23 protein-coding genes are annotated in these 26552 nt (G+C 63.8%); 18 read left to right on the plus strand and 5 right to left on the minus strand.

Going from position 1 to position 26552, the window contains the following annotated elements:
* Positions 1–419 precede the first annotated feature (419 nt).
* Together ACZ9H4_RS04660 and ACZ9H4_RS04665 are read left to right on the plus strand one after the other, a co-directional pair.
* Positions 420–854, plus strand: a complete 435-nt coding sequence (locus ACZ9H4_RS04660; RefSeq protein ID WP_408145732.1) for a CHRD domain-containing protein — start codon at positions 420–422, stop codon at positions 852–854.
* 118 nt (positions 855–972) lie between these two features.
* A complete protein-coding gene (locus tag ACZ9H4_RS04665) occupies positions 973–1950 on the plus strand; it encodes an alpha/beta hydrolase (RefSeq protein WP_476118351.1) in 978 nt (325 codons plus the stop codon).
* Here ACZ9H4_RS04665 and ACZ9H4_RS04670 read toward each other — a convergent pair.
* Positions 1920–2759 carry an EcsC family protein gene (locus tag ACZ9H4_RS04670; RefSeq protein WP_408145736.1) on the minus strand — a complete coding sequence of 280 codons (840 nt, stop codon included), beginning with the start codon at positions 2757–2759 and terminating at the stop codon, positions 1920–1922. The genes ACZ9H4_RS04665 and ACZ9H4_RS04670 overlap by 31 nt on opposite strands.
* Positions 2760–2911: 152 nt before the next feature.
* Here ACZ9H4_RS04670 and ACZ9H4_RS04675 point away from each other — a divergent pair, with 152 nt between their 5' ends.
* Together ACZ9H4_RS04675 and ACZ9H4_RS04680 are read left to right on the plus strand one after the other, a co-directional pair.
* Positions 2912–4507, plus strand: a complete 1596-nt coding sequence (locus ACZ9H4_RS04675; protein WP_408145738.1) for an MDR family MFS transporter — start codon at positions 2912–2914, stop codon at positions 4505–4507.
* Positions 4508–4538: 31 nt separating this feature from the next.
* On the plus strand, positions 4539–5042 hold the full coding sequence (locus ACZ9H4_RS04680; RefSeq protein ID WP_408145764.1) for a MarR family winged helix-turn-helix transcriptional regulator: 504 nt from the start codon (positions 4539–4541) through the stop codon (positions 5040–5042).
* Positions 5043–5183: 141 nt separating this feature from the next.
* Here the strand turns inward: ACZ9H4_RS04680 and ACZ9H4_RS04685 are convergent, their stop codons facing one another.
* Positions 5184–6461, minus strand: a complete 1278-nt coding sequence (locus tag ACZ9H4_RS04685; protein WP_408145740.1) for an amino acid deaminase — start codon at positions 6459–6461, stop codon at positions 5184–5186.
* Positions 6462–6607: 146 nt separating this feature from the next.
* Here ACZ9H4_RS04685 and ACZ9H4_RS04690 point away from each other — a divergent pair, with 146 nt between their 5' ends.
* The 3 genes from ACZ9H4_RS04690 to ACZ9H4_RS04700 all read left to right on the plus strand — a co-directional run bounded on the left by ACZ9H4_RS04690 (position 6608) and on the right by ACZ9H4_RS04700 (position 9446).
* Entirely contained in the window at positions 6608–7498 is an 891-nt protein-coding gene (locus ACZ9H4_RS04690) for a MurR/RpiR family transcriptional regulator (protein ID WP_408145742.1), read from the plus strand.
* Positions 7499–7501: 3 nt separating this feature from the next.
* Positions 7502–8983: an N-acyl-D-amino-acid deacylase family protein gene (locus ACZ9H4_RS04695; RefSeq protein WP_408323042.1), complete on the plus strand. Its 1482-nt coding sequence runs from the start codon at positions 7502–7504 to the stop codon at positions 8981–8983.
* A 76-nt stretch (positions 8984–9059) separates the two neighbouring features.
* Complete coding sequence (locus tag ACZ9H4_RS04700; protein ID WP_168670017.1) at positions 9060–9446, plus strand: RidA family protein; 387 nt, start codon at positions 9060–9062, stop codon at positions 9444–9446.
* A 50-nt stretch (positions 9447–9496) separates the two neighbouring features.
* On the opposite strand, the gene queF is transcribed toward ACZ9H4_RS04700, so the two are convergent.
* The 3 genes from queF to ilvA are packed head-to-tail and all read right to left on the minus strand — an operon-like array spanning position 9497 to position 12805.
* Positions 9497–10321, minus strand: coding sequence for an NADPH-dependent 7-cyano-7-deazaguanine reductase QueF (gene queF / locus ACZ9H4_RS04705; RefSeq protein WP_476118352.1), 825 nt, complete (start codon positions 10319–10321; stop codon positions 9497–9499).
* A complete protein-coding gene (locus ACZ9H4_RS04710) occupies positions 10318–11220 on the minus strand; it encodes a 5'-nucleotidase (protein ID WP_408323041.1) in 903 nt (300 codons plus the stop codon). The genes queF and ACZ9H4_RS04710 overlap by 4 nt, the downstream gene beginning before the upstream one ends.
* 19 nt (positions 11221–11239) lie before the next feature.
* Entirely contained in the window at positions 11240–12805 is a 1566-nt protein-coding gene (ilvA, locus tag ACZ9H4_RS04715; protein ID WP_476118650.1) for a threonine ammonia-lyase, biosynthetic, read from the minus strand.
* A 485-nt stretch (positions 12806–13290) separates the two neighbouring features.
* Here ilvA and ACZ9H4_RS04720 point away from each other — a divergent pair, with 485 nt between their 5' ends.
* From ACZ9H4_RS04720 to aspS, 11 genes are all read left to right on the plus strand, one after another.
* The gene (locus tag ACZ9H4_RS04720) at positions 13291–17385 is read left to right on the plus strand and encodes a DUF3683 domain-containing protein (RefSeq protein WP_408143252.1); all 4095 of its coding nucleotides are present in this window, start codon (positions 13291–13293) and stop codon (positions 17383–17385) included.
* Positions 17386–17419: 34 nt separating this feature from the next.
* Positions 17420–17848 (plus strand): HIT family protein, encoded by a 429-nt coding sequence (locus ACZ9H4_RS04725; RefSeq protein ID WP_408143254.1) that lies wholly within the window; start codon positions 17420–17422, stop codon positions 17846–17848.
* 84 nt (positions 17849–17932) lie between these two features.
* A complete protein-coding gene (locus tag ACZ9H4_RS04730) occupies positions 17933–18346 on the plus strand; it encodes a gamma-butyrobetaine hydroxylase family protein (RefSeq protein WP_408143256.1) in 414 nt (137 codons plus the stop codon).
* Positions 18347–18413: 67 nt separating this feature from the next.
* Complete coding sequence (ubiE, locus tag ACZ9H4_RS04735; RefSeq protein ID WP_408143258.1) at positions 18414–19145, plus strand: bifunctional demethylmenaquinone methyltransferase/2-methoxy-6-polyprenyl-1,4-benzoquinol methylase UbiE; 732 nt, start codon at positions 18414–18416, stop codon at positions 19143–19145.
* Between the two features lie 38 nt (positions 19146–19183).
* Positions 19184–20170 carry a Tim44 domain-containing protein gene (locus ACZ9H4_RS04740; protein WP_408143260.1) on the plus strand — a complete coding sequence of 329 codons (987 nt, stop codon included), beginning with the start codon at positions 19184–19186 and terminating at the stop codon, positions 20168–20170.
* 152 nt (positions 20171–20322) lie between these two features.
* The gene (locus ACZ9H4_RS04745; RefSeq protein WP_175166130.1) at positions 20323–20967 is read left to right on the plus strand and encodes a ubiquinone biosynthesis accessory factor UbiJ; all 645 of its coding nucleotides are present in this window, start codon (positions 20323–20325) and stop codon (positions 20965–20967) included.
* 15 nt (positions 20968–20982) lie between these two features.
* Entirely contained in the window at positions 20983–22560 is a 1578-nt protein-coding gene (ubiB, locus tag ACZ9H4_RS04750) for a ubiquinone biosynthesis regulatory protein kinase UbiB (protein ID WP_408154646.1), read from the plus strand.
* A gap of 23 nt (positions 22561–22583) precedes the next feature.
* The gene (locus tag ACZ9H4_RS04755; protein ID WP_408143264.1) at positions 22584–23207 is read left to right on the plus strand and encodes a class I SAM-dependent methyltransferase; all 624 of its coding nucleotides are present in this window, start codon (positions 22584–22586) and stop codon (positions 23205–23207) included.
* A 177-nt stretch (positions 23208–23384) separates the two neighbouring features.
* A complete protein-coding gene (locus tag ACZ9H4_RS04760) occupies positions 23385–23786 on the plus strand; it encodes an FmdB family zinc ribbon protein (protein WP_476118353.1) in 402 nt (133 codons plus the stop codon).
* 75 nt (positions 23787–23861) lie between these two features.
* Positions 23862–24515 (plus strand): DUF502 domain-containing protein, encoded by a 654-nt coding sequence (locus ACZ9H4_RS04765; RefSeq protein WP_408143267.1) that lies wholly within the window; start codon positions 23862–23864, stop codon positions 24513–24515.
* Positions 24516–24591: 76 nt separating this feature from the next.
* On the plus strand, positions 24592–26391 hold the full coding sequence (gene aspS / locus ACZ9H4_RS04770; RefSeq protein ID WP_121316515.1) for an aspartate--tRNA ligase: 1800 nt from the start codon (positions 24592–24594) through the stop codon (positions 26389–26391).
* Positions 26392–26552 lie beyond the last annotated feature (161 nt).

The raw sequence follows: 26552 nt of genomic DNA on the forward strand, positions 1-26552 counted from the left end.
CCGCGTTAAAGGTTTGGAGACTTCCCTCGATGAAGGAGTCACTTCTCGCAGGCGGAAGCATAACCGGGATGCCGCGATTGATTCATTACAAAATTCGCAAATAATTGTTCGGATAATTCGAGTAAAGCACCGGCGAAGACAAGCGGCTCAATTGTTAAATTGATCTAAACAGGGGCTCGAAATGCGTTGAGGGTGCGTGCTGCGAGTTCGACATGGCGAACGCAGTCACGCATGACGAACGCGACAAACAGGTTCGGATAACTACAGATCCAGCCCGCGCCGCGATAGAGCGGCAATGTCGCCATCGATTCGAACACGCTCGCCACGCCAACATATCCGAGGAATTTGCACTAGTATGTGGTGGCTCCGCGCGTGGCCGAACTCTCGGTGCGGCGGCGCATCAAAGTCCGGAGAAGACCATGATTTCGCTGCGAAAATTGAATCTGGCCGTGGTGGTGTGGGCGCTGGCGTCGGGGGCCGCGTTCGCGGATACGGTGGCACTGAAGGCGGACCTCGAGCCGTCGAGCGAAGTGCCGCCTCGCGTGAGTCATGGGCACGGCATGCTGAACGCGACCTTCGATACGAAGACGCAATCCCTGCAATGGACCGTCACCTATGAAGGCTTGAGCGGCGCGCCCACCGCCGCGCATTTCCACGGACCGGCGCCGGTCGGGCAGAACGCGAAGGTCCAGGTGCCGATCGACAAGGGTGCGCTCGCGAGCCCGATCAAAGGATCGGCGGCGCTCACCGAGCAACAGGTCACCGACCTGATGGCCGGACAGTGGTACTTCAACGTGCATACCGCGCAGAACCCGACGGGCGAGATTCGCGGGCAGGTGTTGCCGGCGAACTAGAAGACGCTCACCTGACCCCCAAGGTGGGCCACCGGTTATCCGATTAGAAGCCGCCGTCCACAGGCGCGGCCGCGAACGCACGTACCATGACGGGACATTATCGAAGGAGCGTGTCCTGATGAGTTGGCAAAGCGCACTCGCATGCTGGTATCTGCGCAAGCAGTTTCGACCGGAAACCTTTGCGCCTCGCATCGATGTCGCGAAAGCGCGTGCGCTGACCGCAAAGCGTGTCTGGTCGCCGCGCGTGCCGCGCGACTGGCGTCTGCGCGAAACGTACCGCACGCACGATGCGCCGCTGCGCGGCGAGTGGCTGGAGCGCGCCGCTCAGGCGCCGGCCGTCCACGCACCGCCGACCGTGCTGTACTGCCACGGCGGCGGCTACTACTTCTGCTCCCCACGTACACATCGCTCGCTCGTGTTCGGACTGGCGACGCGTGCCGATACGCGGGTCTTTTCCCTCGACTACCGTCTTGCGCCCGAGCATCGCTACCCGGCCGCGCTCGACGATGCGAGCGCGGCATATCGACAGTTGCTCGTCATGGGCATCGCGCCGGAGTCGATCGTGATCGCGGGCGATTCAGCCGGCGGCGGCCTCGCGCTCGCCACGCTGGTGGCGCTGCGCGACGCCGGTGATCCACTGCCCGCAGGCGGCCTGCTGTTTTCACCGTGGACCGATCTGGCGGCGGCCGGCGCCAGCATCCGCGGTAACGACAGCGTCGATCCGATGTTCTGCGGCGCCGCGATCGCGCGTGCCGCGAAGGTCTATCTCGGTGATACACCGGCCACCGATCCGTATGCGTCGCCGGTTTATGCCGATCTGCACCGCTTGCCGCCGCTTTTCATCATGGCGGGCAGCACCGAAGTGTTGCTCGACGACTCGCAACGCGTCGCCGACAACGCGCGTGCGGCGGGCGTCGACTGCGAGTTCGAGGTGTGGAAGAAGATGCCGCACGTCTGGCCGCTGTTCGCGCCGTTCATTCCGGAAGCGAATCGCGCGCTCGATCATGCGGCCGCTTTCGTGCGGCGCGCGACGAGCCGCGCCGCGAACGGGGAACAAGGGGCCGCTCAACCGTCGAGTGCGACGTCGAGAGTCTGATACACGGCTTCGATCGTGTCCTGACCGTACTGCCGTTCCAGCCGACGCACGGTGAAATGGCCGTGCGCGACCTGCTGGAAATGGTCGATAAAGACGGTATTGACCATCGCCCCGAGCACCGCGCCGATCGCCGGAATCGATTTGGCGGCGATCTGTTCGCTCACCTGCACCGAGAAGCGCGCGGCGATCGCATGCACCAGCCGCAGCAATGCCGCCGAACCATGCGAGGTGAAGCCCTTGGTCGCGATCTCCGACGACGCCTTCGATACCGCCTGCGCGAGCGCGCCGCGCATGAAGAAATAGCCGTACTCGGCGTCGTCGTCTTCGCTCGACGTGCCGCCCATGCCGAGCACGGTCAGACACTGCAACTGCGTGTCGATCGACGACAGATCCTCGCCCTCGCTGCGCGCGATGTCGCAGATCGAGCGGAACATCAGCGTGGTCGTGACCGGCAACTCGACCGGCAGCGCGAACAGTCCGAAGGCGCCGCCGGCCGCGCCGGTCGTGGCCACCGCGAACTTGTGCAGCAGGTTGCTCGGCTTGTCCGGCGCGATCAGGGACGTGGCGTCGCGCCGGTTCAGCGTGCGCAGCGCGATCGACAGGCACTTGCGTAGCGCCAACTCGGTCGCGTCGGTAACCTTGGCGTTGGCGAATGCCGGAAGCCGCGCCAACAGCTTTTCGATCGGCGCGCCGACGACGCTCGCGAGCTTCATCGCCAGCGCGGGGCTTTCGAGTTGATGTTTCGCGCGCCGCAGCGCGGTCAGATCCTGCTCCGATAAGGATGGTGTTGCGAGCGAACTCGGCTGCATGGGCCTCCCTGGCGTCATGTCATGTGCATTTATCGATCGATTGCCGGCGCGTCGAACCGCGCGGGCACGTCCCGCTTAGAGCGCCACACCGTGGTATGATTCCCAATCGTTTGACGAGTCAACTGTTGCGCTATCAAAAGCTCCGCTAAAAAATGGCTGTCCATACCGCGGCCCACCACTCGAGTGGGCAAGTTTTACCCTTCCGTGAATCCTTGCTGGCGATGCTCGGCATCTCGTTCGTCACGATGCTGGTCGCACTCGACCAGACCGTGGTGGGCACCGCGCTGCCCACCATCGTCTCAGAACTGAGAGGCTTCGAGCTGTACGCGTGGGTCGCCACGTCGTATCTGCTCACCTCGGTGATCACGGTGCCGATTTTCGGCCGGCTCGGCGATTACTACGGGCGCAAGCCATTCGTGATCGCGTCGATCGTCGTGTTCACCGCGGCGTCGGTGCTGTGCGGCGCGGCTAACAACATGCTGTTCCTCGTGCTCGCGCGCGGCTTGCAGGGCATCGGCGGCGGGATGCTGGTCGGCACCGCATTCGCCTGCATTCCCGATCTCTTTCCCGACTCGGTCGTGCGCCTGCGCTGGCAGGTGCTGATGAGTTCGGCGTTCGGCATTGCGAACGCGGTGGGGCCGTCGCTCGGTGGCTTTCTCACGCAGTACTACGGCTGGCGTTCGGTGTTCTACGTGAATCTGCCGGTCGGGCTGTTGTCGCTGTTTTTCGTCTGGCGCTTCCTGCCGCATCTGCGGCACGTCGAGCACGAGGGCAAGATGCGGCTCGACTGGCCCGGTGCGGTGCTGATCGCGGTGGCGCTCGGCTCGCTGCAGTTGTTCGTCGAGTTGCTGCCGAAACACGGCGTGACGCTGAGCGCGTTCGCGCTGCTCGCGCTGAGCATCGCCTCGGCCTACGCGCTCTGGCAGTGGGAAAAACGCTGCCCGACGGCGATCCTGCCGGTCGACATGTTCCGCAACCGCAGTCTTGCCGCGCTCTTCACGCTCGCGGTGCTCGGCGGCTTCACGATGTTCTCGTTGCTGTTCTACGCGCCGCTGCTGTTTCAGGGCGGCTTCGGCATGTCGCCGAAAGAAGCGGGGCTCGTCATTACGCCGCTGGTGGTGTTCATCACGATCGGCAGCATTGCCAACGGGCGCATCGTGTCGCGCGTGAGCAATCCGAATCTGATGCTGTACATCGGCTTTTCGCTGGTGGCGTTGTCGTGCCTTGGCATTGTCGTCGCGACGCGTTCCATGCAGCAATGGGTGCTGATGTCGTTCATGGTGGTCGGCGGCCTCGGGCTCGGTTTCGTCATGCCGAACCTGACGATCTTCGCGCAGCAGACGGCGGGCCGCGAACATCTCGGCATCGCGACGGCGCTGCTGCAGTCGCTGCGGATGATCGGCGGGATGATCGGCACGGCGCTGACCGGCACGCTGGTCAGCCACCTGTACGCGAGCGGCGTGCGCAGCGCGCTCGACAGCGCGAACGCATCGCACTGGTTCGCCGATCTCGGCGATCCGCAAATCCTGATCAACCGGGAAGCACAGACCACCCTGGTCGAGCAGCTGACGCATGCGGGCCACAACGGCGCGATGCTGCTCGAAAGCGCGCGCGAGGCGCTCGTCGGGGCGATTCATCTGGGCCTCGCAATGGCGGCGATCATCGCCGTGGTGTCCGTGTGGCAAAGCCGCCGCGTGCCGCCGATCAAGCTCCAGCGCAAGCTCGAGCCCGTGATCCACGCGGACTGATTTTTAGACTTACCGTTTGACTGAACAGATCATGGAAGAACAGGACCGCGTCGCCGTCATGCAGCAATTTGGCCGCACTTATCGGGCGTTCATGTCCGCGTTCGAGGCGCAGGTCGGCCATCCGCTGCCGCGCTGGCGCATTCTGCTCGCGTTGCACGAGCAAGCGGGCGAATCGTCGCAGAAACGGCTGGTCGAACGCCTGCGGGTCGATCCGGGCGCGCTCACGCGGCAGCTGAAAACGCTGGAAGGATTGGGCTGGATTGCGCGCAGCATGGATGCGCGCGACAACCGCGTCACCAATGTGCGGCTGACGGAGGCGGGGCAGTCGGCGACCGAAGCGAGCTTGCCGCGTCGCAACGCGTTTTTGCACGACACGATGGCCGCGCTGCCAGACGATGCGCTGGGGGCGCTGTCGGGCGCGCTGAAGATACTTGAAGCGCGGATCGGTGAAGTTGCAGCCGCGGCGAGTGCAGTTGGTGCTGAGGTAGGACAGGCAGGTGAAGCGGCACACAGTGGGGCGTTGCGGCAGCCCTGATTCACTACCGCGTTCGTCGCGTGGGCGGCCTACGGACGCCGCTGGAATGCATTTGCCTTGCGTTGTCCAAGCCACTAATGATCAAAGCCACCGCAAGCGGCGCGCCTTGTCACCGCAAGGCGCGCGCCACTCACGGCCACATCAGAAGAACGTTTCGATCACTTCCGTCACGCGATACGCCGGATCGACCACCAGCACCTGACGCCACTTATCGAACGTCAGACACGGGTGCGAGATGTCGAACGCGATCATGTCGCCCACTTTCAGATCGGCGCCGGCGGGAATACGCAGATACGCGTGCTGATCCATCAGGCCGAAAATTTCCCAGCCTTCGCTCGCCGCGATATCGCGCGGCGCAACATTCCCCGGACGATAGTGACGCGCCGGTTCCGGCATGCCCGCGTCGAACGCGGAGTCGCGCTTGCCGAGGCCGATGATCGCGCGATCGGGCTCCGGAATCGACTGCACGTACGCCCACAATTGCAGCGCCGGCAGCAGGCCTTCGCCCATTTTCTTCGCGACCGGATTGCGCGCGAAGATATCCGTCTGCGCCTTGCGATAGACGCCGACGTCGTGCGTCAGATAGCAGCCGGGACGCAGCACGACTTCGACCTTGCCGGTCTCCGACGCCTTCACGAATTCTTCCGCCACCACGTCGTACCACGCGGAACCCGCACCCGACAGCACCGCCGGCGTGCGCGCGAAACGCCCCTCTTCGACGAGCGCACGTGTGACCGCGACCGCGCTTTGCAGGAACTCGCGCACCTCGTGCTCTTCCTTCAGCACGCCTTCATACAACTCGACACCGGCGAGCTTCAGCACATCCGGATAGCGGGCGATCGCGGCGAGCACCGCGTTGCGCTGCGCTTCGTCGCGCACGCCCGTGCGGCCGCCCGGCACGCCGAGTTCGAGCAGCACTTGCAACGGCTTCTTCACCGACGTGAAGAACTCGCCCAATTGCTCGACGCCTTCGACGGAGTCGACGAGACAGAAGAATTCGAAGTCCGGGTCGCTCAGCAGCTCGGCGACCATCATCATGTTGTGGCGGCCCACCAGCTGATTGGCCATCAGGATGCGCGAGACGCCGCCGTGATACGCCGCGCGCACCTGATGCGCGGTGGCGAGCGTGATGCCCCACGCGCCGGTTTCGAGCTGGCGGCGAAACAACTGCGGGGCCATCGTGGTCTTACCGTGCGGCGCGAGCTTCACACCGTACTGCGCGACGAACGCCTGCATCCACTTGAGGTTGTGCTCAACGCGATCCGCGTACAGCACGGCCGCCGGCAGGCTCACGTCCTCGTTGAGCAGGTTCCATTCGAGGCGCGGTGCATCCGTGAGCTGGATGCTGGTGCCCGGAACCATGCCCAAGCCCTTGCTATAAGGATCAATCGTTGCGCCCTGATAGTTTGTAACTTTCATGTCTCCTTGCTCCATCGTCCAGTTAAATTGAATCAAATTTGACTTTACCATGTTACCGAAAGTACGATGGGAGGAGAAATGTTATTTAGTACCACGCCGTTCCGAAGGCGTATTGCAAGCCTTCGCGCGACCTCCCCCAGTCCGCCATGAACTCAACCGCCGAACCGCTGGCTTTCGACATCGTCGCGCGCATCGCCGAATGTGCGCCGGACCTGCGCTCGGCCGAACGCAAGGTCGCCGCGCTGATCCTCGACGATCTGACGGGCGCCTCGCGCGCCAGCATCGGCGCGCTCGCGCAGCAGGCGGAGGTGAGCGTCGCGACCGTCACGCGTTTCGCCAAGGCGGTCGGTTGCCGCGACGTGCGCGAACTGAAGCTGCGGCTCGCGCAGGCGGCGGCGGTCGGGCAGCGTTTCCTGCAGCCGGGCGGCGCAACGGACGTACCCGAGCCGATCGCGACCCGCGTATTCGACGAACTGCAAACCGCGCTGGCCCATAACCATCAACTGTTGCGTAATGCGCCGCTCGATGAAGCGGCCAGCGCCTTGCGCGCGGCGCGCATGATCTACGTGTTCGGCATGGGTGGCGGCTCGACCGCGCTCGCCGACGAGATGCGCTTTCGGCTCGTGCGTCTCGGCCGCCCGGTCGCGACCTATCAGGACGGCTTGTTGCAGCGCATGGTGGCGAGCACCGTGTCGCGCGAATGTGTGGTGATCGCGTTGTCCACCACCGGACGCGTGCCGGAGATGATCGAGAACTGCAAGATCGCGCGCAGCTACGGCGCGACCGTGATCGCGCTGACCGCGCCCACCTCGCCGCTGGCGAAGCTCGCGGACTGGGTGATCCCGATCGTCGCATTCGAAACCGATTTCATTTACAAGCCGTCGTCGTCGCGCTACGCGATGATGATGGCGCTCGATGTGCTCGTCACCGAACTTGCCGTCAGTCAGGGTGACGAGAGCCGCGAATTGCTGCGCCGCATGAAGCACGCGCTCGACGCGCATCGCGGCGGCGGCGATCGACAACCGTTAGGAGACTGATCCATGCACTCGCATCCCGAAGCCGCCGATACGCTGATCGTCGGCGCGCAACTGTATGACGGCACGGGCGCACCGCCTGTCGAACGCGACGTGGCGGTCCGCGACGGCCGCATCGTCGCGATTGGCAATCTGTCGAACTGGCTTGCCGAAGAAGTGGTCGAGGCGGAAGGCCGCGCGCTGGCGCCGGGCTTCATCGACGTCCACACGCACGACGACACGCACGTGATCCAGTCGCCGCAAATGCTGCCGAAGATTACGCAAGGCGTGACGACGGTGATCGTCGGCAATTGCGGGATCAGCGCGTCGCCGGTGGCACTGAAGGGCGATCCGCCCGATCCGATGAACCTGCTCGGAGAGCGCGACGCGTTCAAGTATCCGACTTTCGCCGAGTACGTGAAGGCGGTGAACGCCGCGCGTCCGGCGGTGAACGTCGGCGCGTTGATCGGCCACACGGCATTGCGCAGCAATCAGATGGACCGGCTCGATCGCGCGGCCACGCCGCAGGAAATCGACGGCATGCGCGCGCAACTCGAAGAGGCGCTGGCCAATGGCGCGCTGGGTTTGAGCTCGGGGCTTGCGTACGGTTCGGCGTTCGCCGCGCCGACCGAAGAAGTGATGGCGTTGGCCGAACCGCTCGCCGCCGCGGGCGCACTGTACACCACACACATGCGCACCGAATTCGACGCGATTCTTGACGCGATGGACGAGGCGTACCGCGTCGGCCGTCACGCGCATGTGCCGGTCGTGATCTCGCATCTGAAGTGCGCGGGGCCGTCGAACTGGGGGCGCAGCGAAGAGGTGCTGAAGTCGCTCGAAGGCGCGCGGCGCATGCAGCCGATCGGTTGCGATTGCTATCCGTACAACCGTAGCTCGTCGACGCTCGATCTGAAGCAGGTGACGGGCGACATCGATATCACGATCACGTGGTCCGAGCCGCATCCCGAGATGGCGGGCAAGCTCGTCAAGGAGATCGCGGCGGAGTGGGGCGTCACGCAGCAGGAGGCGGGCAAGCGTTTGCAACCGGCGGGCGCGGTGTATCACAACATGTCCGAAGACGACGTGCGGCGCATCCTCTCGCATCCGGCGACGATGGTCGGCTCGGACGGTTTGCCGAACGACCCGCTGCCGCATCCGCGCTTGTGGGGTGCGTTTCCGCGCGTGCTCGGCCATTACGCGCGCGACGCCGGTCTGCTGCCGCTCGAAGAGGCTGTGCGCAAGATGACCAGTCTGTCGGCGCGTCGTTTTGGTCTGGCGCAGCGTGGCGAAGTGCAAATCGGCTATCACGCCGACCTGGTGTTGTTCAGCCCGGACAAGGTGCGCGACGCGGCAACGTTCGACAAGCCGCAGCAGGCGGCCGACGGGATCGACGCGGTCTGGGTGAACGGCGTGCTGTCGTATCGCGATGGCGCGGTGACGGGCGAGCGGGCCGGTCACTTCGTGGCGCGCGGCGCGCCGTCGAAGGGTGACGCGCACGGCGCGTTCTAACTATTTTTGTTCGATTGATGGCGGTGCGCGCGGCGCTGGTGCCGGGCGCGTGCCGGACTTTTTAAGGAGTGTGATGATGAAGCGTTATGGCGTTGAAGGCGGAAAGGGAACGGGCGGTCAGCATATGCCGTTTTCGCGTGCGGTCGAAGCGGACGGCTGGCTCTTCGTGTCCGGTCAAACGCCGATGGAAAACGGCGAAGTGATCAATGGCGGCATCGTCGAGCAATCGCACAAGGCGATTCAGAACGTGTTCGCCATTCTGAAGGAAGCGGGCTACGGCGCGGAGCATGTGGTCCGCTGCGGTGTGTGGCTCGACGATCCGCGTGACTTCGCGTCGTTCAACAAGGTGTTCCGCGAATACTTCGGCGAGAATCCGCCGGCGCGCGCCTGTGTGGTGTCGTCGATGGTGATCGACTGCAAGGTGGAAGTGGATTGCGTCGCGTATAAGAAGCCGACGGCTTGAGGCGTTGCGTTCGCCGCGGTTGACTGGACCTGCGGCGAAACGCGTCGTTGTTACTGCCGGGCGAGGCGCACGTTGTCCGGCATCGGCAGGTTGTAGTTGGTGCGGAACGGGTTGATGTCCAGCCCGCCGCGCCGCGTATAGCGTGCATACACCGCGAGCTTGACCGGCTTGCAGGCCTTCAGCACGTCGATAAAAATCCGCTCGACGCACTGCTCGTGGAAGCCGGTGTGATTGCGGTACGAGATGATGTAGCGCAGCAAGCCCGCATGATCGATCTGCGGGCCGACGTAGTGAATCTGCACGCTGCCCCAATCGGGCTGACCGGTCACGGGACAGTTCGACTTCAACAGGTTGGAAAACAGCGTTTCCTCGACCGGCGCTTCATCGTGCGCCGCGCTCAGCAGCGACGCGTCCGGGTGATAAACGTCGGTATCCAGATCCAGCCGATCCAGCGACAAGCCTTCGAATTCTTCCATCTGCAGCTTGCCGAATTCATACGGCGCGGCCAGATGAACCGACACCGTCGCGCCGCAGGAAGCGGAGACGTCGCGCCGGATCGTGTCGCGCACCACGTTCATCGACTCGAACGCCGTCTGCGCGAACGAGCCCAGATACAGCTTGAATGACTTCGACTCGACGATATTGGGCGAGTCGGCCGGTACGAAAAAGGTCGCCACCGCGATCTGCGGTTTGCCGCGTGCGTTCAGCCAGGACAGCTCGTAAGCATTCCAGATGTCCGTGCCGAAAAACGGCAACTGCGCGCCAATGCCGATCGCCTCGCGCGCGTTTTTTCGCGCGATCGGAAACAGCAGCGATGCGTCGTATTGTTCGGTGTAAGTGGAGACCTTACCCAGCGGAGATTGTTCGGGTGTCATGATGCATTCACGATGCCACTTAGCACGTGTCCGGTCGCCGTCACGACGCGGGCCGATTCGCAGTGGCCAATTTGGTCGTCGAAGAAAAAGTCCGGCTCGAACTCGCGCAGGAATGCGCTCTTGTCGAGGCCGCCGAGGAACATCGCTTCGTCGATTTCGATGTTCCACGCCATCAGGGTGCGGATCGCGCGCTCATGCGCGGGCGCCGAGCGCGCCGTCACCAATGCCGTACGAATATGCATCGGTGCGGCTTCATCCGCGAGTTTTTGCAGCCGGTGCAGCGCTTCGAGCAACGGCTTCAACGGACCGTCCGCGAGCGGCAAGTCCTTGTTGTGAATCTCGTGGCCGACGAAGGCGCGCAGGCCGTCTTTCTGGAACACGCGTTCCGCTTCGTCGGAAAACAGCACGGCGTCGCCGTCGAACGCAATGCGGATTTCGTCGGGATACTTGCTCGCCATTTTCGCCGATTCGGGCAACACGCGTGCAGCCGGAAATCCGGCGGCCAGCGCGTCGCGCACGTCCTGCTGATTCGCGGACAGAAACAGCGATGCGTTCAGCGGCTTCAGATAGCCGAAAGGCGCGCGTCCACGCGTGAAGACGCCGCGCTCGATCGCCAGCCCGTGTTCGCGGCACGAATGAAACGCGCGCAATCCGCTGATCGGATCGCTGCGTGACAGGATCACCACTTCGACGCGATGCCCGCCGGCGTTAAGCGCGAGCAGCTTGCGGATCAGCGCAAACGCAACGCCTGGTTTGGCGGGCACGGTGAGCCGGTCGCGTTGCAACGCTTCGTAGGTGTGCAGGTCGCCTTCTTCGTACACACGGTTCTCTTCTTCGAAGTCGAACAGCGCGCGCGAGGAGATTGCCACCACCAGTTTGTCGGCGAGCGAGAGAGCCATCTGCGCGTTTCAGTCCTTGTTATGCCAGAAACAGCCGGTACACCGGGTTTTGCGTCTCTTCCCAGTTCGGATAGCCGAGCGTGGCGAGAAAACGTTCGAACGCTTCGGTCTCGCTCGCGGGCACCTGGATGCCGACGAGGATCGAGCTGTAGTCCGCGCCCTGGTTGCGATAGTGGAACAGACTGATGTTCCAGTTCGGCGCCATCGACGACAGGAACTTCATCAGCGCGCCCGGCCGCTCGGGAAACTCGAAGCGGAACAGGCGTTCGTCATGCGCGAGCGGCGAGCGGCCGCCCACCATGTAGCGGATGTGCTGCTTCGAGAGTTCGTCGAAGGTCAGGTCGACGGTGGCGAAGCCGTGGGCTTCGAAGGCGCCCGCGATCTGCGCGGATTCGCTGCGGTTTCTGATCTGCACGCCGACGAAGATATGCGCCGAGTTCGCGTCCGCGATCCGGTAGTTGAACTCGGTGACGCTGCGCGTGCCGACCAGTTCGCAGAAACGCCTGAAGCTGCCGCGCTCTTCGGGGATCGTCACCGCGAACACTGCTTCGCGCGCCTCGCCGACTTCAGCACGCTCGGCGACGAAGCGCATGCGATCGAAGTTCATGTTCGCGCCCGACGTGATCGCGATCAGCGTCTGGTTCTCGATGCCTTCGCGCTCGGCATACTGCTTGGCGCCGGCAACAGCCAGCGAGCCTGCCGGTTCGAGCACGCTGCGGGTGTCCTGGAACACGTCCTTGATTGCGGCGCACAGCGCGTCGGTGTTCACGAGCAGCACGTCGTCCAGATATTCGTTGCACAGGCGGAAGGTTTCTTCACCGACCAGTTTCACCGCCGTGCCGTCCGAGAACAGGCCCACTTCGTTCAGTGTGACGCGCTCACCCGCTTTGAGCGAGGCGGCCATCGCGCACGAATCGTCGGTCTGTACGCCGATCACCTTGATCTCCGGGCGCACCGATTTCACATACGCGGCCACGCCCGCCGCGAGCCCGCCGCCACCGATCGGCACGAAGATCGCGTGGATCGGCCCCTGATGCTGGCTGAGAATTTCCATCGCCACGGTGCCCTGGCCCGCGATCACGTACGGATCGTCGAACGGATGCACGAAGGTCAGGCCGCGCTCTTCCTGCAGTTTGACCGCATGGCCGTAAGCGTCGCTATACGACTCGCCGAACTGCACCACTTCGACCGTCGGCCCACCATGCGCACGTACTGCATCGACCTTCACCTGCGGCGTCGTCACCGGCACCACGATGATCGCCTTCACACCCATGCGTGCCGCCGACAACGCGACACCCTGCGCGTGATTGCCTGCCGAAGCCGTGATCACCCCACGCTCCAGCGCTTCAGCCGGAATATGCGCCATCTTGTTGTACGCGCCGCGCAGCTTGAACGAGAACACCGGCTGGTTGTCCTCACGCTTCAGATACACCGGATTGCGCAGCCGCGCCGACAGATTCGGCGCGCGTTCCAGTTCGGTTTCGCGGGCCACGTCGTAGACGCGTGCGGTCAGGGTTTTTTTCAGGTAGTCGTGGGAAGCCATGCGGGTGGCGCGGTGCGCGTTGTGAGACGGGAAAGGGTCAATGATAGCGCCAACGGTGCCCGCTCAGGCCTTTCCGCCCGATCCGCCCGGCAGCGCCGCGACGGTCTCGCAAGCGCGTCGGGTGCGTTCGCGCGGGGCCACCCGACCGACCGGTCGGCAAATCGACTTCATGCGCTCCCAGTGTGAAAACGCCTGAAGCCCCGCTGCTGCTCCGATTGCAGCCGTCAACGCGTGGCGGAATCATGCGGTAGAATTCCATTTTGGAATAAGGATCGGAAGATGCACTGGCAGCCTCGGATCGCTCACTTGATGCCCGTCCCGCGCGAGTCTTGTCCCGCGGCGGAGCGTCACGTCCGCCACGCACGATCGTGTAGTTATATCTGAGCGCCGCGAAGCGACCGATGTGGGTAGGCCGTCGGTCGTGCTTCGCTCCCCTATAGAAAGATTTCAGGCATTGCGCCCCACGCGCACCGTCAGCCGACGCCTCCCGAAGAGCGCGCCCGGTTGATCTACCGAGTCGTCCGAACATGAACGCACCTCAAGTTTTCGATCCGCACGGGGCCGCCGCTACGGTGGCCGCCGATCCCGAAGCGCGCCTGCGCGAAATTCCCTATAACTACACGTCGTTTTCCGACCGCGAAATCGTCATCCGCCTGCTTGGCGACGACGCGTGGGCGGTCCTCGCCGAACTGCGCGCGGAACGCCGCACCGGCCGTTCGGCGCGGATGCTGTACGAAGTGCTCGGCGACATCTGGGTCGTACGCCGCAATCCTTACCTGCAGGACGACCTGCTCGACAATCCGAAGCGCCGCGCGCAGTTGATCGAAGCGCTGCATCACCGTCTGTCGGAGATCGAGAAGCGCCGCCGCGCCGATCTGACGGAACACGGGGACGAGGCCGGCGTGGATCGCGCCGCGCGCGTCGAAACGCTGGTCCAGGCCGCGCGCCGCGCGGTCGACGATTTCGCGAGCGAGTTCCAGAAGACCTACGATCTGCGCCGTCGCGCGACGAAGGTGCTGGGCAAAGTCACGGAAAAAGACAACATCAAGTTCGACGGTTTGTCCCGTGTGTCGCACGTGACCGACGCGACCGACTGGCGCGTCGAATACCCCTTTGTCGTGCTCACGCCGGATACCGAAGCCGAAATTGCCGGCATGATCAAGGCGTGTTTCGAGCTCGGGCTGACCGTGATTCCGCGTGGCGGCGGCACCGGCTACACGGGCGGCGCGGTGCCGCTCACGCCGTTCTCGGCCGTCATCAATACCGAAAAGCTCGAACAGCTCGGCGCGGTCGAGATGACCCAGCTGCCGGGCGTCGACCGCAAGGTCGCGACGATCTTCTCCGGCGCGGGCGTCGTGACGCGCCGCGTGACCGAAGCGGCCGAGCAGGCCGGCTTCGTGTTCGCGGTCGATCCGACCTCGCTGGATGCGTCTTGCGTCGGCGGCAACGTCGCGATGAACGCGGGCGGCAAGAAAGCGGTGTTGTGGGGCACGGCGCTCGACAACCTCGCGTGGTGGCGCATGGTCGACCCGGAAGGGAACTGGCTCGAAGTCACGCGCCTCGACCACAACATGGGCAAGATTCACGACATCGAAGTCGCGCGTTTCGAGCTCAAGTGGTTCGACGGCAACTACGCGCCGGGCGAAAAGCTGCTGCGAACCGAAGCGCTCGACATCAAGGGCCGCGTGTTCCGCAAGGAAGGTCTCGGCAAGGACGTCACCGACAAATTTCTCGCCGGCCTGCCGGGCGTGCAGAAGGAAGGCTGCGATGGCCTGATCACGTCCGCGCGCTGGGTGCTGCACAAGATGCCCGCGCATACGCGCACCGTCTGCCTCGAATTCTTCGGCCAGGCGCGCGAGGCAATTCCGAGCATCGTCGAGATCAAGGACTACCTGTTCGAGACGTCGCGCCAGGGCGGCGCGATTCTCGCGGGCCTCGAGCATCTGGACGAGCGCTATTTGCGCGCGGTCGGCTACGCGACCAAGAGCAAGCGCAATGCGTTTCCGAAGATGGTGCTGATCGGCGACATCGTCGGCGATGACGCGGATGCAGTGGCGCAAGCCACCTCGGAAGTCGTGCGGATGGCCAACGGCAAGAGCGGCGAAGGCTTCGTCGCGGTCAACGCCGAGGCACGCAAGCGCTTCTGGCTCGACCGCAGCCGTACCGCCGCGATCGCGAAGCACACCAACGCGTTCAAGATCAACGAAGACGTGGTGATCCCGCTCGACCGCATGGGCGAGTACACCGACGGCATCGAGCGCATCAACATCGAGCTGTCGATCAAGAACAAGCTGCAACTGGTCGACGCGCTCGAAGCGTTCTTCAAGGGCGGCAAGCTGCCGCTCGGCAAGAGCGACGACGCCAACGAAATCCCCAGCGCCGAACTGCTCGAAGACCGCGTGCAGCAGGCGCTCGATCTGCTCACGCGTGTGCGCACTCGCTGGGAGTTCCTGCGCGACAAGCTCGACCTGTCGGTGCGCGAGGCGCAGCACTATCTGGTCGGCCTCGGCTACGAGGGCCTCGCGGAAAAATTCGCCGACCGCGCCGACCAGCAACCCGACGCGACCGTGTTCCACATCACGCAGGACCGCACGATCCGCGTGTCGTGGAAGCAGGAGATCCGCGCCGAATTGCGGCAGATCTTCAACGGCGGCGAGTTCAAGCCGATCCTCGACGAAGCCCAGGCGATCCACAAGCAGGTGCTGCGCGGCCGCGTGTTCGTCGCGCTGCACATGCACGCGGGCGACGGCAACGTGCACACGAACCTGCCGGTCAACTCCGACAACTACGAGATGCTGCAGGACGCGCACACCGCGGTCGCACGCATCATGAAGCTCGCGCGTTCGCTCGACGGCGTGATTTCCGGCGAGCACGGCATCGGCATCACCAAGCTCGAATTCCTGACCGAGGATGAGATCGGCGAATTCCGCGCGTACAAGCAGCGCGTCGATCCGCATGGCCGCTTCAATGCGGGCAAGCTGCTCGAAGGCGCCGACCTGCGCAACGCCTACACGCCGAGTTTCGGCCTGATGGGCTATGAATCGCTGATCATGCAGCAGTCCGACATCGGCGCGATTTCCGAGTCGATCAAGGACTGCTTGCGCTGCGGCAAGTGCAAGCCGGTGTGCGCGACCCACGTGCCGCGCGCGAACCTGCTGTACAGCCCGCGCAACAAGATTCTCGCTACGTCGCTGCTGGTCGAGGCGTTCCTGTACGAAGAGCAGACGCGCCGCGGTGTGTCGATCAAGCACTGGGACGAGTTCAACGACGTCGCCGATCACTGCACCGTCTGTCACAAATGCGTGACGCCGTGCCCGGTGAAGATCGACTTCGGCGACGTGACCATGAACATGCGCAACCTGCTGCGCAAGATGGGCAAGAAGAAGTTCAACCCGGGCAACGCGGCAGGCATGTTCTTCCTGAATGCGACCAACCCGCAGACCATCAACCTCGCGCGCACCGCGATGATGGGCGTCGGCTACAAGGCGCAGCGGCTCGGCAACGAAGTGCTGAAGAAGTTCGCGAAGAAGCAGACGGCGCATCCGCCGGCCACGGTCGGCAAGCCGGCGGTCACGCAGCAGGTGATCCACTTCATGAACAAGAAGATGCCGGGCAATCTGCCGAAGAAAACCGCGCGCGCGCTGCTCGATATCGAGGACAACAAGATCGTCCCGATCATCCGCAATCCGAAGACGACCACGGCCGACACGGAAGCGGTGTTCTACTTCCCGGGCTGCGGCTCCGAGCGCCTGTTCTCGCAGGTGGGACTGGCTACGCAAGCCATGCTGTGGGAAGCGGGCGTGCAAACCGTGCTGCCGCCGGGCTACCTGTGCTGCGGCTATCCGCAGCGCGGCTCGGGCCAGTACGACAAGGCTGAACAGATCGTCACGGATAACCGCGTGCTGTTCCACCGCGTCGCCAATACGCTGAACTATCTCGACATCAAGACGGTCGTGGTGTCGTGCGGCACGTGTTACGACCAGCTCGCCGGTTACGAATTCGAGAAGATTTTCCCGGGCTGCCGGATCATCGACATCCACGAGTTCCTGCTGGAGAAGGGCATCAAGCTCGAAGGCGTGAACGGCGTGCGCTACATGTATCACGACCCGTGCCACTCGCCGATCAAGACGATGGACCCGGTCAAGCTGGTCAACCAGCTGATGGGTTCGGAGAAGGACGGCTACAAGATCGAGAAGAACGATCGTTGCTGCGGCGAATCCGGCACACTCGCGGTCACACGCCCTGACATTTCGACACAGGTGCGCTTCCGCAAGGAAGAAGAGATGCGTAAGGGCGCGGCCAAGCTGCGCGGCATTCCGCTCGTGGCCGAAGCAGGTGCGAACGCGATCAATCCGGCCAATGCTTCGGCCGGTGCGGCGGGTGCGCCGAACGGCTCGGTGTTGAAGGCCGGCGACGGTCCGCAGCCGAACGGCGTCACCGACGTCAAGATCCTCACGAGCTGCCCGTCGTGCCTGCAAGGCCTGTCGCGCTACAACGAGGATGCGGGCACCGAGGCAGACTACATCGTCGTCGAGATGGCGCGCCACGTGCTGGGCGAAGACTGGATGGCGGATTACGTCCAACGGGCGAACAATGGCGGAATCGAGCGCGTGCTGGTTTAATGGCACGACTGACGATTTTTGCCTGAGGACGACGATGGACTGCGTTTTTTGCCGCGAAGAAGGCGGCGATGTGCTGTGGCAGGACGATACCTTGCGTGTCGTCCTGGCCGACGAACCTGATTACCCGGGCTTTTGCCGGGTGATCTGGAACACCCACGTGGCCGAGTTCTCCGATCTCGCCGTGAACGACCGCGATCGCGTGATGAAGGCCGTGTATGCGGTCGAACGCGCGATCCGGCGTGTCATGCAGCCGGTCAAGGTGAATCTGGCGAGCCTCGGCAACCAGGTGCCACACGTGCACTGGCACGTGATTCCGCGTTTTTCGAACGACGCTCACTTTCCACTGGCCATCTGGGCGCCGCGCCAGCGCACGGTGTCCGAAGCCATGCTGTCGTCGCGCCGCGCGCAAGCCACCTTGCTGCGCGAAGCCGTGCGGCAGGAAATCGAACAAGCTCTTAGCTGAGCGCCCCTAACCCAACGCGTCGCGCGCCCCAAGCCCCTAGGGGCGAAAACCTGAGGCGGCCCTGCGTTTTCTTGCGAGTCCATCATGAGCGGACTGACTCCCGAAACCCCCGTGCCGACCGGCGTCGTCGTGCATTCGAAATCGCGTGTGCTCGAATTGCAGTACGCAAACGGCGAATCGTATCGCCTGCCGTTCGAGCTGCTGCGTGTGTATTCGCCGTCGGCGGAAGTGCAGGGCCACGGGCCCGGCCAGGAAACGCTGCAGACCGGCAAGCGCGAGGTCACGATCACGATGATCGAAGGTGTCGGCAACTATGCGCTGCAGCCGACGTTCTCCGACGGGCACGCTACCGGCATCTATTCGTGGGACCTGCTGTACGACATGGCGGTCCGCCAGGATGAACTCTGGCGCGACTATCTCGCCAAACTGCAAGCGGCGGGTGTCGACCGCGATACGCCGATGGTGCCGTCAGGCGCTGCGCACGGCCACTGTCACTGATACGATTCGCCCCGATCGCCGCACCGATGCGGCGCAACATTTCAGAATACGCGAAAGGACGAGCGCGATGAGCAAAACCCACTTCGGCTTTCAATCGGTCGACGAACAGGAAAAAGCGCAGAAGGTGGCGGGCGTGTTCCACTCGGTTGCCGCTAACTACGACTTGATGAACGACCTGATGTCGGGCGGGTTGCACCGGGCGTGGAAGATGTTCACGATCGCCCAGGCGCACGTGCGGCCGGGCTATAAGGTGCTCGACATCGCGGGCGGCACGGGCGATCTGTCGAAGGCTTTCGCGAAACAGGCCGGCGAGACCGGCGAAGTCTGGCACACCGACATCAACGAATCGATGCTGCGCGTGGGCCGCGACCGGCTGCTGGACAAGGGCGTCATCACCCCGGCGCTGCTTTGCGACGCCGAGAAAATTCCCTTTCCCGACAACTACTTCGATGTAGTGACCGTGGCATTCGGCTTGCGCAACATGACGCATAAGGATGTCGCGCTGGCTGAGATGCGCCGCGTGCTGAAGCCGGCGGGCCGTCTGCTGGTGCTGGAATTTTCGAAGGTGTGGGATCCGCTCAAAAAGGTCTACGACGTCTATTCTTTTAAGGTGCTGCCGTGGCTGGGTGAGCGCTTTGCTAAAGATGCCGAGAGTTATCAGTACCTTGCGGAATCGATCCGGATGCATCCGGATCAGGAAACTTTAAAAACAATGATGGAACAAGCAGGTCTCGACGGCGTCAAATATTACAATTTGTCAGCTGGCGTGGTAGCTTTACATGTGGGGACCAAATACTAGGGTTCCTAACCCATCGATTTTTAAAGGAAAGTACGAAAATGTCCGATTCAGGTGTGTTATCTACTCGTAAGGTTGGGCGTTCGCTGGCGAGAAGAATCGGACTGATCGCGATGGTCGGTCTGATCATGGCCGGCACGCTCGCTTCGCTCGATGCGGAAGCTCGCCGCATGGGTGGTGGCCGTAGCATCGGCCGTCAGTCGAACACGGTTCAGCAGCAGCAGGCGACGCCGTCGCAACCTGCCCAAAACAATCAGGCCATGCAGCAGCAGCGCGCGCAACCGACGCCGACGCCGCCTGCCGCGCCTAACCGCAACCGCTGGCTCGGGCCGATCGCGGGTCTCGCCGCCGGTCTCGGCATCGCCGCGTTGCTGTCGCACTTCGGCATGGGCGAAGCGTTTGCCGGCATGATGGCCAACGTCATCATCATCGCGTTGATCGCGATGGTCGTCATCTGGCTGATCCGCCGCTTCACGGGCCGCAAGCGCGATACGGCGCAAGCGGCGTACGCGGGCGCTTCGCCGTCGCTGAACGCGGGCGGCACCGGCTATAGCCAGGAGCCGCGCTACAGCGCGCCGCCCACCGGCTCGTATCTCGAGCCGCAGGGCAACCCGCTGAGCACGCCGACCATCAACCCGATGCCCATGGTGCCTGCCGGTTTCGATTCGGACGCGTTCCTGCGTAATGCCAAGGTGTACTTCGTGCGCCTGCAAGCCGCATGGGACGTCGGCAACGTCGAGGACATCCGCGAATTCACCACGCCGGAAATGTTCGCCGAAGTGCGGGTCGACCTCGCTTCGCGCGGCACGGAGTCCAACCAGACGGACGTGGTGCAACTGAACGCCGAGTTGCTGGGCGTCGAAGAGCGCGCGAATGAATACTTCGCCAGCGTGCGCTTCTCCGGCCTGCTTCGCGAAGCACCGGGCGCGGCAGCCGAGCCGTTCGTCGAAGTCTGGAATCTGTCCAAGGCGAACCGCGCCGGCGAAGGGTGGCTGCTGGCCGGCATCCAGCAGGTGGCGCAGCACTGAACTGTGAGCTGGATAGAGCCGGGCGGTACGGCTCTTCCTGATTTTGCGCATAGCGTTGGCCGTTCGGCATAGCAGGCCGCGAAGCGAACGGACGTTACAATAGGAACCCGCGCGAGCACCTCGTTCGCGCGGGTTTTTTCTTGCCACTTTCGATGACCCTCGCCGCCAAGCCCTTCGCTGCTGCTGTCAATCATCTGCTCGCCCGCGAATCGTGGGCTCGTGAGCGCCTCGCCCCTTACGCCGGCAAGATCGCGCGCCTGTCGTGTCCACCGGTCGTGTTGACGCTGCTGGTGCAACCCGACGGCTATCTGGGCGCGGTCGGCGAAACCGAAACGCACCAGTTCGACGTGACCGTCTCGGTGCCGTCCGACGCATTGCCTGCCTTCGTGCAAGGCGGCCAGGCCGCCGTCATGAAGCACGTGAAGATCGAAGGCGACGCCGAGTTCGCCACCGTGATCGCGAAACTCGCCGAGCATCTGCGCTGGGAGCCGGAAGAAGATCTGGCAAAGCTGATTGGCGACGGTCCGGCGTGGCGGGTTGCGTCGGTGGTGCGCACGGTCGGCCAGCATGTGCAACGCACCGGCCGCAACCTGCTCGACACGGCCGCCGAATATCTGCTCGATGAAAATCCGCAACTGGTGCGCCGTACCGCGCTCGAAGATTTCAACGTCGAACTGGCCCGCGCGCGCGACGCGTTGGCGCGCGTGGAAAAACGCATCGAGCGTCTTGAACAGAAGGTCGAAGCCCGCGGCGCGAATGCGCCGGGCGGCGCCGCCATGTCGCGCGGCACGCGCTAGTCACCGGGCACAACTATGCGTTTTCTGCGTTTCCTCAAGATATTTTTCACGGTCATCCGTTTCGGTCTCGATGAGATGATGCTCGGTCGCATCAACGACCGGCGCGTGCGTCTGCTGCTGCGTGTCACCACGATCGGCCGCAAGTTCGACGCGCCGCCGGGCGTGCGCTTGCGGCTCGCGCTCGAAAGCCTCGGGCCGATCTTCGTCAAGTTCGGCCAGGTGCTGTCCACCCGGCGCGATCTGCTGCCGGTGGACATCGCCAACGAACTGGCGAAGCTCCAGGATCAGGTGCCGCCGTTCGATTCGGCGGTGGCGATCGGGCTGGTCGAGAAGTCGCTCGGCGCGCCGGTCGACGTACTGTTCGACGATTTCGAGCGGGTGCCGGTGGCGAGCGCGTCGATCGCGCAGGTGCACTTCGCGAAGGTGAAGGCCGGCCAGCATGCGGGCAAGGCGGTTGCAGTCAAGGTGCTGCGCCCGAACATGCTGCCCGTGATCGACTCCGATCTCGCATTGCTCCGTGACATCGCCGTATGGGCCGAGCGACTATGGGCCGACGGCAAGCGTTTGAAGCCGCGCGAGGTGGTCGCCGAATTCGACAAATACCTGCACGACGAACTCGACCTGATGCGCGAGGCGGCCAACGGCAGCCAGTTGCGGCGCAACTTCGTCGGTCTCGACCTGCTGCTGGTGCCGGAGATGTACTGGGAGTTCTGCACGCCCACGGTGCTGGTGATGGAGCGCATGGTCGGCGTGCCGATCAGCCAGGTCGAGACGCTGCGCGCGGCGGGCGTCGACATTCCAAAGCTGGCGCGCGAAGGCGTCGAGATTTTCTTCACCCAGGTGTTCCGCGACGGTTTCTTCCACGCCGACATGCACCCGGGCAACATTCAGGTGAGTCTCGATCCCGCGCACTTCGGCCGCTATATCGCGCTTGACTTCGGGATCATCGGCGCGCTGTCGGATTTCGATAAGAACTACCTCGCGCAGAACTTTCTCGCGTTCTTCAAGCGCGACTATCACCGCGTCGCCACGCTGCATCTGGAGTCGGGCTGGGTGCCGCCGACTACCCGCGTCGAAGAACTCGAAAGCGCGATCCGCGCGGTGTGCGAGCCGTATTTCGACCGCGCGCTGAAGGACATTTCGCTTGGCCAGGTGCTGATGCGCCTGTTCTCGACCTCGCGCCGCTTCAACGTCGAAATCCAGCCTCAACTGGTGTTGCTGCAAAAAACCATGCTGAACGTGGAAGGGCTCGGCCGCTCGCTCGATCCGGAGCTGGACCTGTGGAAGACCGCCAAGCCCTATCTGGAACGCTGGATGAACGAGCAGATCGGCGTGCGCGGCTGGTACGAGCGCCTGAAGATCGAGGCGCCGCAGTGGAGCAAGACGCTGCCGCAGTTGCCGCGCCTGATCCATCACGTGCTCGCCGAGCGGCACGACAACACGCGCGGCGCAAACGACGACATGATTCGCCAGATCCTGCTCGAGCAGAAGCGCACCAACCGGCTGCTGCAAGGGCTATTGCTGTTCGGCGTGGCGGTAGGCGTCGGCGCGGTGCTGGCGCGGGCGTTTCTGGCGCTGGCTTATGGCGGGTAATTAAGACCCATGCGAGGCATCCGATGAGCGATCCGACCCAACCCACCGCACCCGACTTCTCGACGCGCGACCCCAACTCGCCCGCGTTCTGGGACGAGCGCTTCGAGCGCGGTTTCATGCCGTGGGATCAGGCGGGCGTGCCCACCGCGTTTCGCGCGTTCGCCGCGCGGCACAGCGGTGCCGCGGTGCTGATTCCGGGCTGCGGCAGCGCCTACGAAGCCGTTTGGCTAGCTGGGCACGGCAACCCGGTCCGCGCAATCGACTTCTCGCCGGCCGCCGTCGCGGCGGCGCACGAGCAACTGGGCGCGCAACACGCGCAACTGGTGGAGCAGGCGGATTTCTTCACCTATGAGCCGCCGTTTACGCCCGCCTGGATTTACGAGCGTGCGTTCCTCTGTGCGCTGCCGCCTGCACGCCGCACCGACTACGCTTGCCGGATGGCGGAGCTGCTGCCCGGCGGCGCGCTGCTCGCGGGTTTCTATTTCATCGGCGCGACGCCCAAGGGGCCGCCGTTCGGTATCGATCGCACCGAACTCGATGCGCTGCTCACGCCGTACTTCGAGCTGATCGAAGACGACGCCGTGACCGATTCGATTGCCGTTTTCGCCGGACGTGAGCGCTGGCTCACCTGGCGCCGACGTCCGTAAGGGTGCGCCGTCATGCCCGGCCACGGCCCGGCGCACTTGATTCGAACGCGGCCGCCCCAATTTACCGCAACGGCGGTCGCGTCGAGCATCGGTTCCCGAAATCCACGGAACGGATATCGTTTGCGGCTATAATTCAAGGCTTTGCAAGCGTTTACACGATTTCAGTAGGAAAAGTTCATGCCGATCTACGCTTATCGTTGCGAGTCATGCGGCTTCGGGAAAGACGTGCTTCAGAAGATGAGCGACGCTCAGCTGACGCAGTGTCCCGAATGCGGGAAAGACACCTTTCGCAAGCAGGTCACTGCCGCCGGGTTCCAGTTGAAGGGCTCCGGCTGGTACGTGACCGATTTCCGCGGTGGCAACAGCGGCGCGAGCGCGCCGGCCACGTCCGACGCGAACGGCGCGTCGAATGGCGCGAGCGAGAACACGGTGGCCGTCGGTAACGGCGCCGCCAAATCCGATACGGGCTCGGCCAACGGTACGGCCGCAACCGGTTCATCGAGCGCAGCCGCTACACCGGCCGCGCCTGCTGCCGCACCGGCCGCCTCGGCAAGCTCGAGCGGTGCCGGCAGCGCCTAGTGGGACTGCCGCCCTGATGGGCGGCGCACACACCGCGCGTCGTGCCTCGGCCCGCGCGGTCTTCTGGCGGTACACATGACGACGAAAAAGACGACGCTCAAATCGGTGTTTCTGACCGGCCTGCTGGTGCTGGTGCCTCTGGCCATCACACTGTGGGTGCTCGGCCTGATCATCGGCACGATGGACCAGACGCTGTTGCTGCTGCCGACCTCGTGGCAGCCGGAGCGCGCAATCGGCTATCGCCTGCCCGGCCTCGGGGCAGTGCTCACGCTCGCGTTCATCTTTGTCGTCGGGCTGTTGACGCAGAACTTCATTGGGCAGAAGCTCGTGAAGTGGTGGGAACTGCTGGTCGCTCACATTCCGGTGGTCGGCCCGCTTTACACCAGTGTCAAGCAGGTGTCCGACACGTTGTTGTCGAGCAGCGGCAATGCGTTCCGCAAGGCGCTGCTGATCGAGTACCCGCGCCGCGGCTCCTATACGATCGGATTTTTGACCGGGATTCCGGGTGGCGACGTGGTCAACCACCTGAAAGAAGACTACGTCAGCGTCTATGTGCCGACTACGCCGAACCCGACGTCCGGCTTCTTCCTGATGGTGCCCAGGAGCGAAGTGATCGAACTCGACATGACGGTCGACGCCGCGCTCAAGTACATCGTCTCGATGGGCGTCGTGGCGCCGTCCGCGCCGCCGGCGCCGGTGCGCCGCACGACCGTCGAGCCTCCGCTGTAATGCCGGTGCGCAAGGTTTCACGCAGTTTCAAACTGCCGCGCGCCGTTCAACCAATGCAAAACGAAAGACAAACATCATGTCGATGAGAACTGAATACTGCGGTCTGGTGACCGAAGAACGGCTGGGCCAAACCGTTTCGCTGTGTGGCTGGGTGAGCCGCCGCCGCGACCATGGTGGCGTCATCTTCATCGACCTGCGCGATCGCGAAGGGCTCGTTCAGGTCGTCTGCGACCCGGATCGCGCGGAGATGTTCAAGGCCGCCGAAGGCGTGCGCAACGAGTTCTGCCTGCAGATCAAGGGTGTCGTGCGCAGCCGTCCGGAAGGCACGACCAACGCCGCGTTGAAGAGCGGCAAGATCGAAGTGCTGTGCCACGAGCTGATCGTGCTGAACGCCTCGATCACGCCGCCGTTCCAGCTCGACGACGACAACCTGTCGGAAACCACGCGTCTCACGCACCGCGTGCTCGACCTGCGTCGTCCGCAGATGCAGCACAACCTGCGTCTGCGTTACCGCGTCGCGATCGAAGTGCGCAAGTACCTCGACGCGCAAGGCTTCATCGACATCGAAACGCCGATGCTCACGAAGAGCACGCCGGAAGGCGCGCGCGACTACCTCGTGCCGTCGCGTACGAACCCGGGCCAGTTCTTCGCGCTGCCGCAGTCGCCGCAGCTGTTCAAGCAGCTGCTGATGGTGGCGAACTTCGATCGCTACTACCAGATCGTCAAGTGCTTCCGCGACGAAGACCTGCGCGCGGACCGTCAGCCGGAATTCACGCAGATCGACTGCGAAACCTCGTTCCTGTCGGAACAGGAAATCCGCGATCTGTTCGAAGCGATGATCCGTCACGTGTTCAAGGAAACGATCGGCGTCTCGCTCGACGAAAAATTCCCGGTCATGCTGTATTCGGAAGCGATGCGCCGCTTCGGCTCGGACAAGCCGGACCTGCGCGTGAAGCTCGAATTCACCGACCTGACGGACGCGGTCAAGGACGTCGACTTCAAGGTGTTCAGCACGCCGGCCAACACGAAGGACGGCCGCGTTGCGGCGATCCGCGTGCCGAAGGGCGGCGAACTCTCGCGCGGCGACATCGACAGCTACACGGAATTCGTGCGCATTTACGGCGCGAAGGGTCTCGCGTGGATCAAGGTCAACGAAGTGGCGAAGGGCCGTGACGGTCTGCAGAGCCCGATCGTCAAGAACCTGCACGACGAAGCGGTCAAGGCGATCATCGAGCGCACCGGCGCGCAAGACGGCGACATCATCTTCTTCGCGGCGGATCGCGCGAAGGTGGTGAACGACAGCCTGGGCGCGCTGCGTCTGAAGATCGGCCATTCGGAATTCGGCAAGGCCAACGGTCTCGTCGAATCCGGCTGGAAGCCGCTGTGGGTGATCGACTTCCCGATGTTCGAATACGACGAGGAAGACAACCGCTACGTCGCCGCGCATCACCCGTTCACGAGCCCGAAGGACGAGCACCTCGAGTACCTCGAAACGGACCCGGCGCGCTGCCTCGCGAAAGCCTACGACATGGTGCTGAACGGCTGGGAAATCGGCGGCGGTTCGGTGCGTATCCACCGTGAAGAAGTGCAGAGCAAGGTGTTCCGCGCATTGAAGATCAACGCGGAAGAAGCGCAAGCCAAGTTCGGCTTCCTGCTCGACGCGCTGCAATACGGCGCGCCGCCGCACGGCGGTATCGCGTTCGGTCTGGACCGCATCGTCACGATGATGGCCGGCGCCGATTCGATCCGCGACGTGATCGCGTTCCCGAAGACGCAACGCGCACAGTGCCTGCTCACGCAGGCGCCGAGCGAAGTGGACGAGCGCCAGTTGCGCGAGCTGCACATCCGTCTGCGTACGCCTGAGCCGAAGGCTTGAGGCAAGTGCAAGTGAGTGCTGTCTGAAAACGACAGCAGGAGCAAACGAAAAAGGCGCGCATGCGCCTTTTTCATTTTTTGCGTTACAGTCGAAGCAACCGCTTTCGACCGCTCATTGCACTCTGTGCCGACATGTACCGCGCAAGCGTTGCGCCCAGTTTT

It is taken from the genome of Paraburkholderia sp. TE9906 (genome assembly GCF_056279605.1).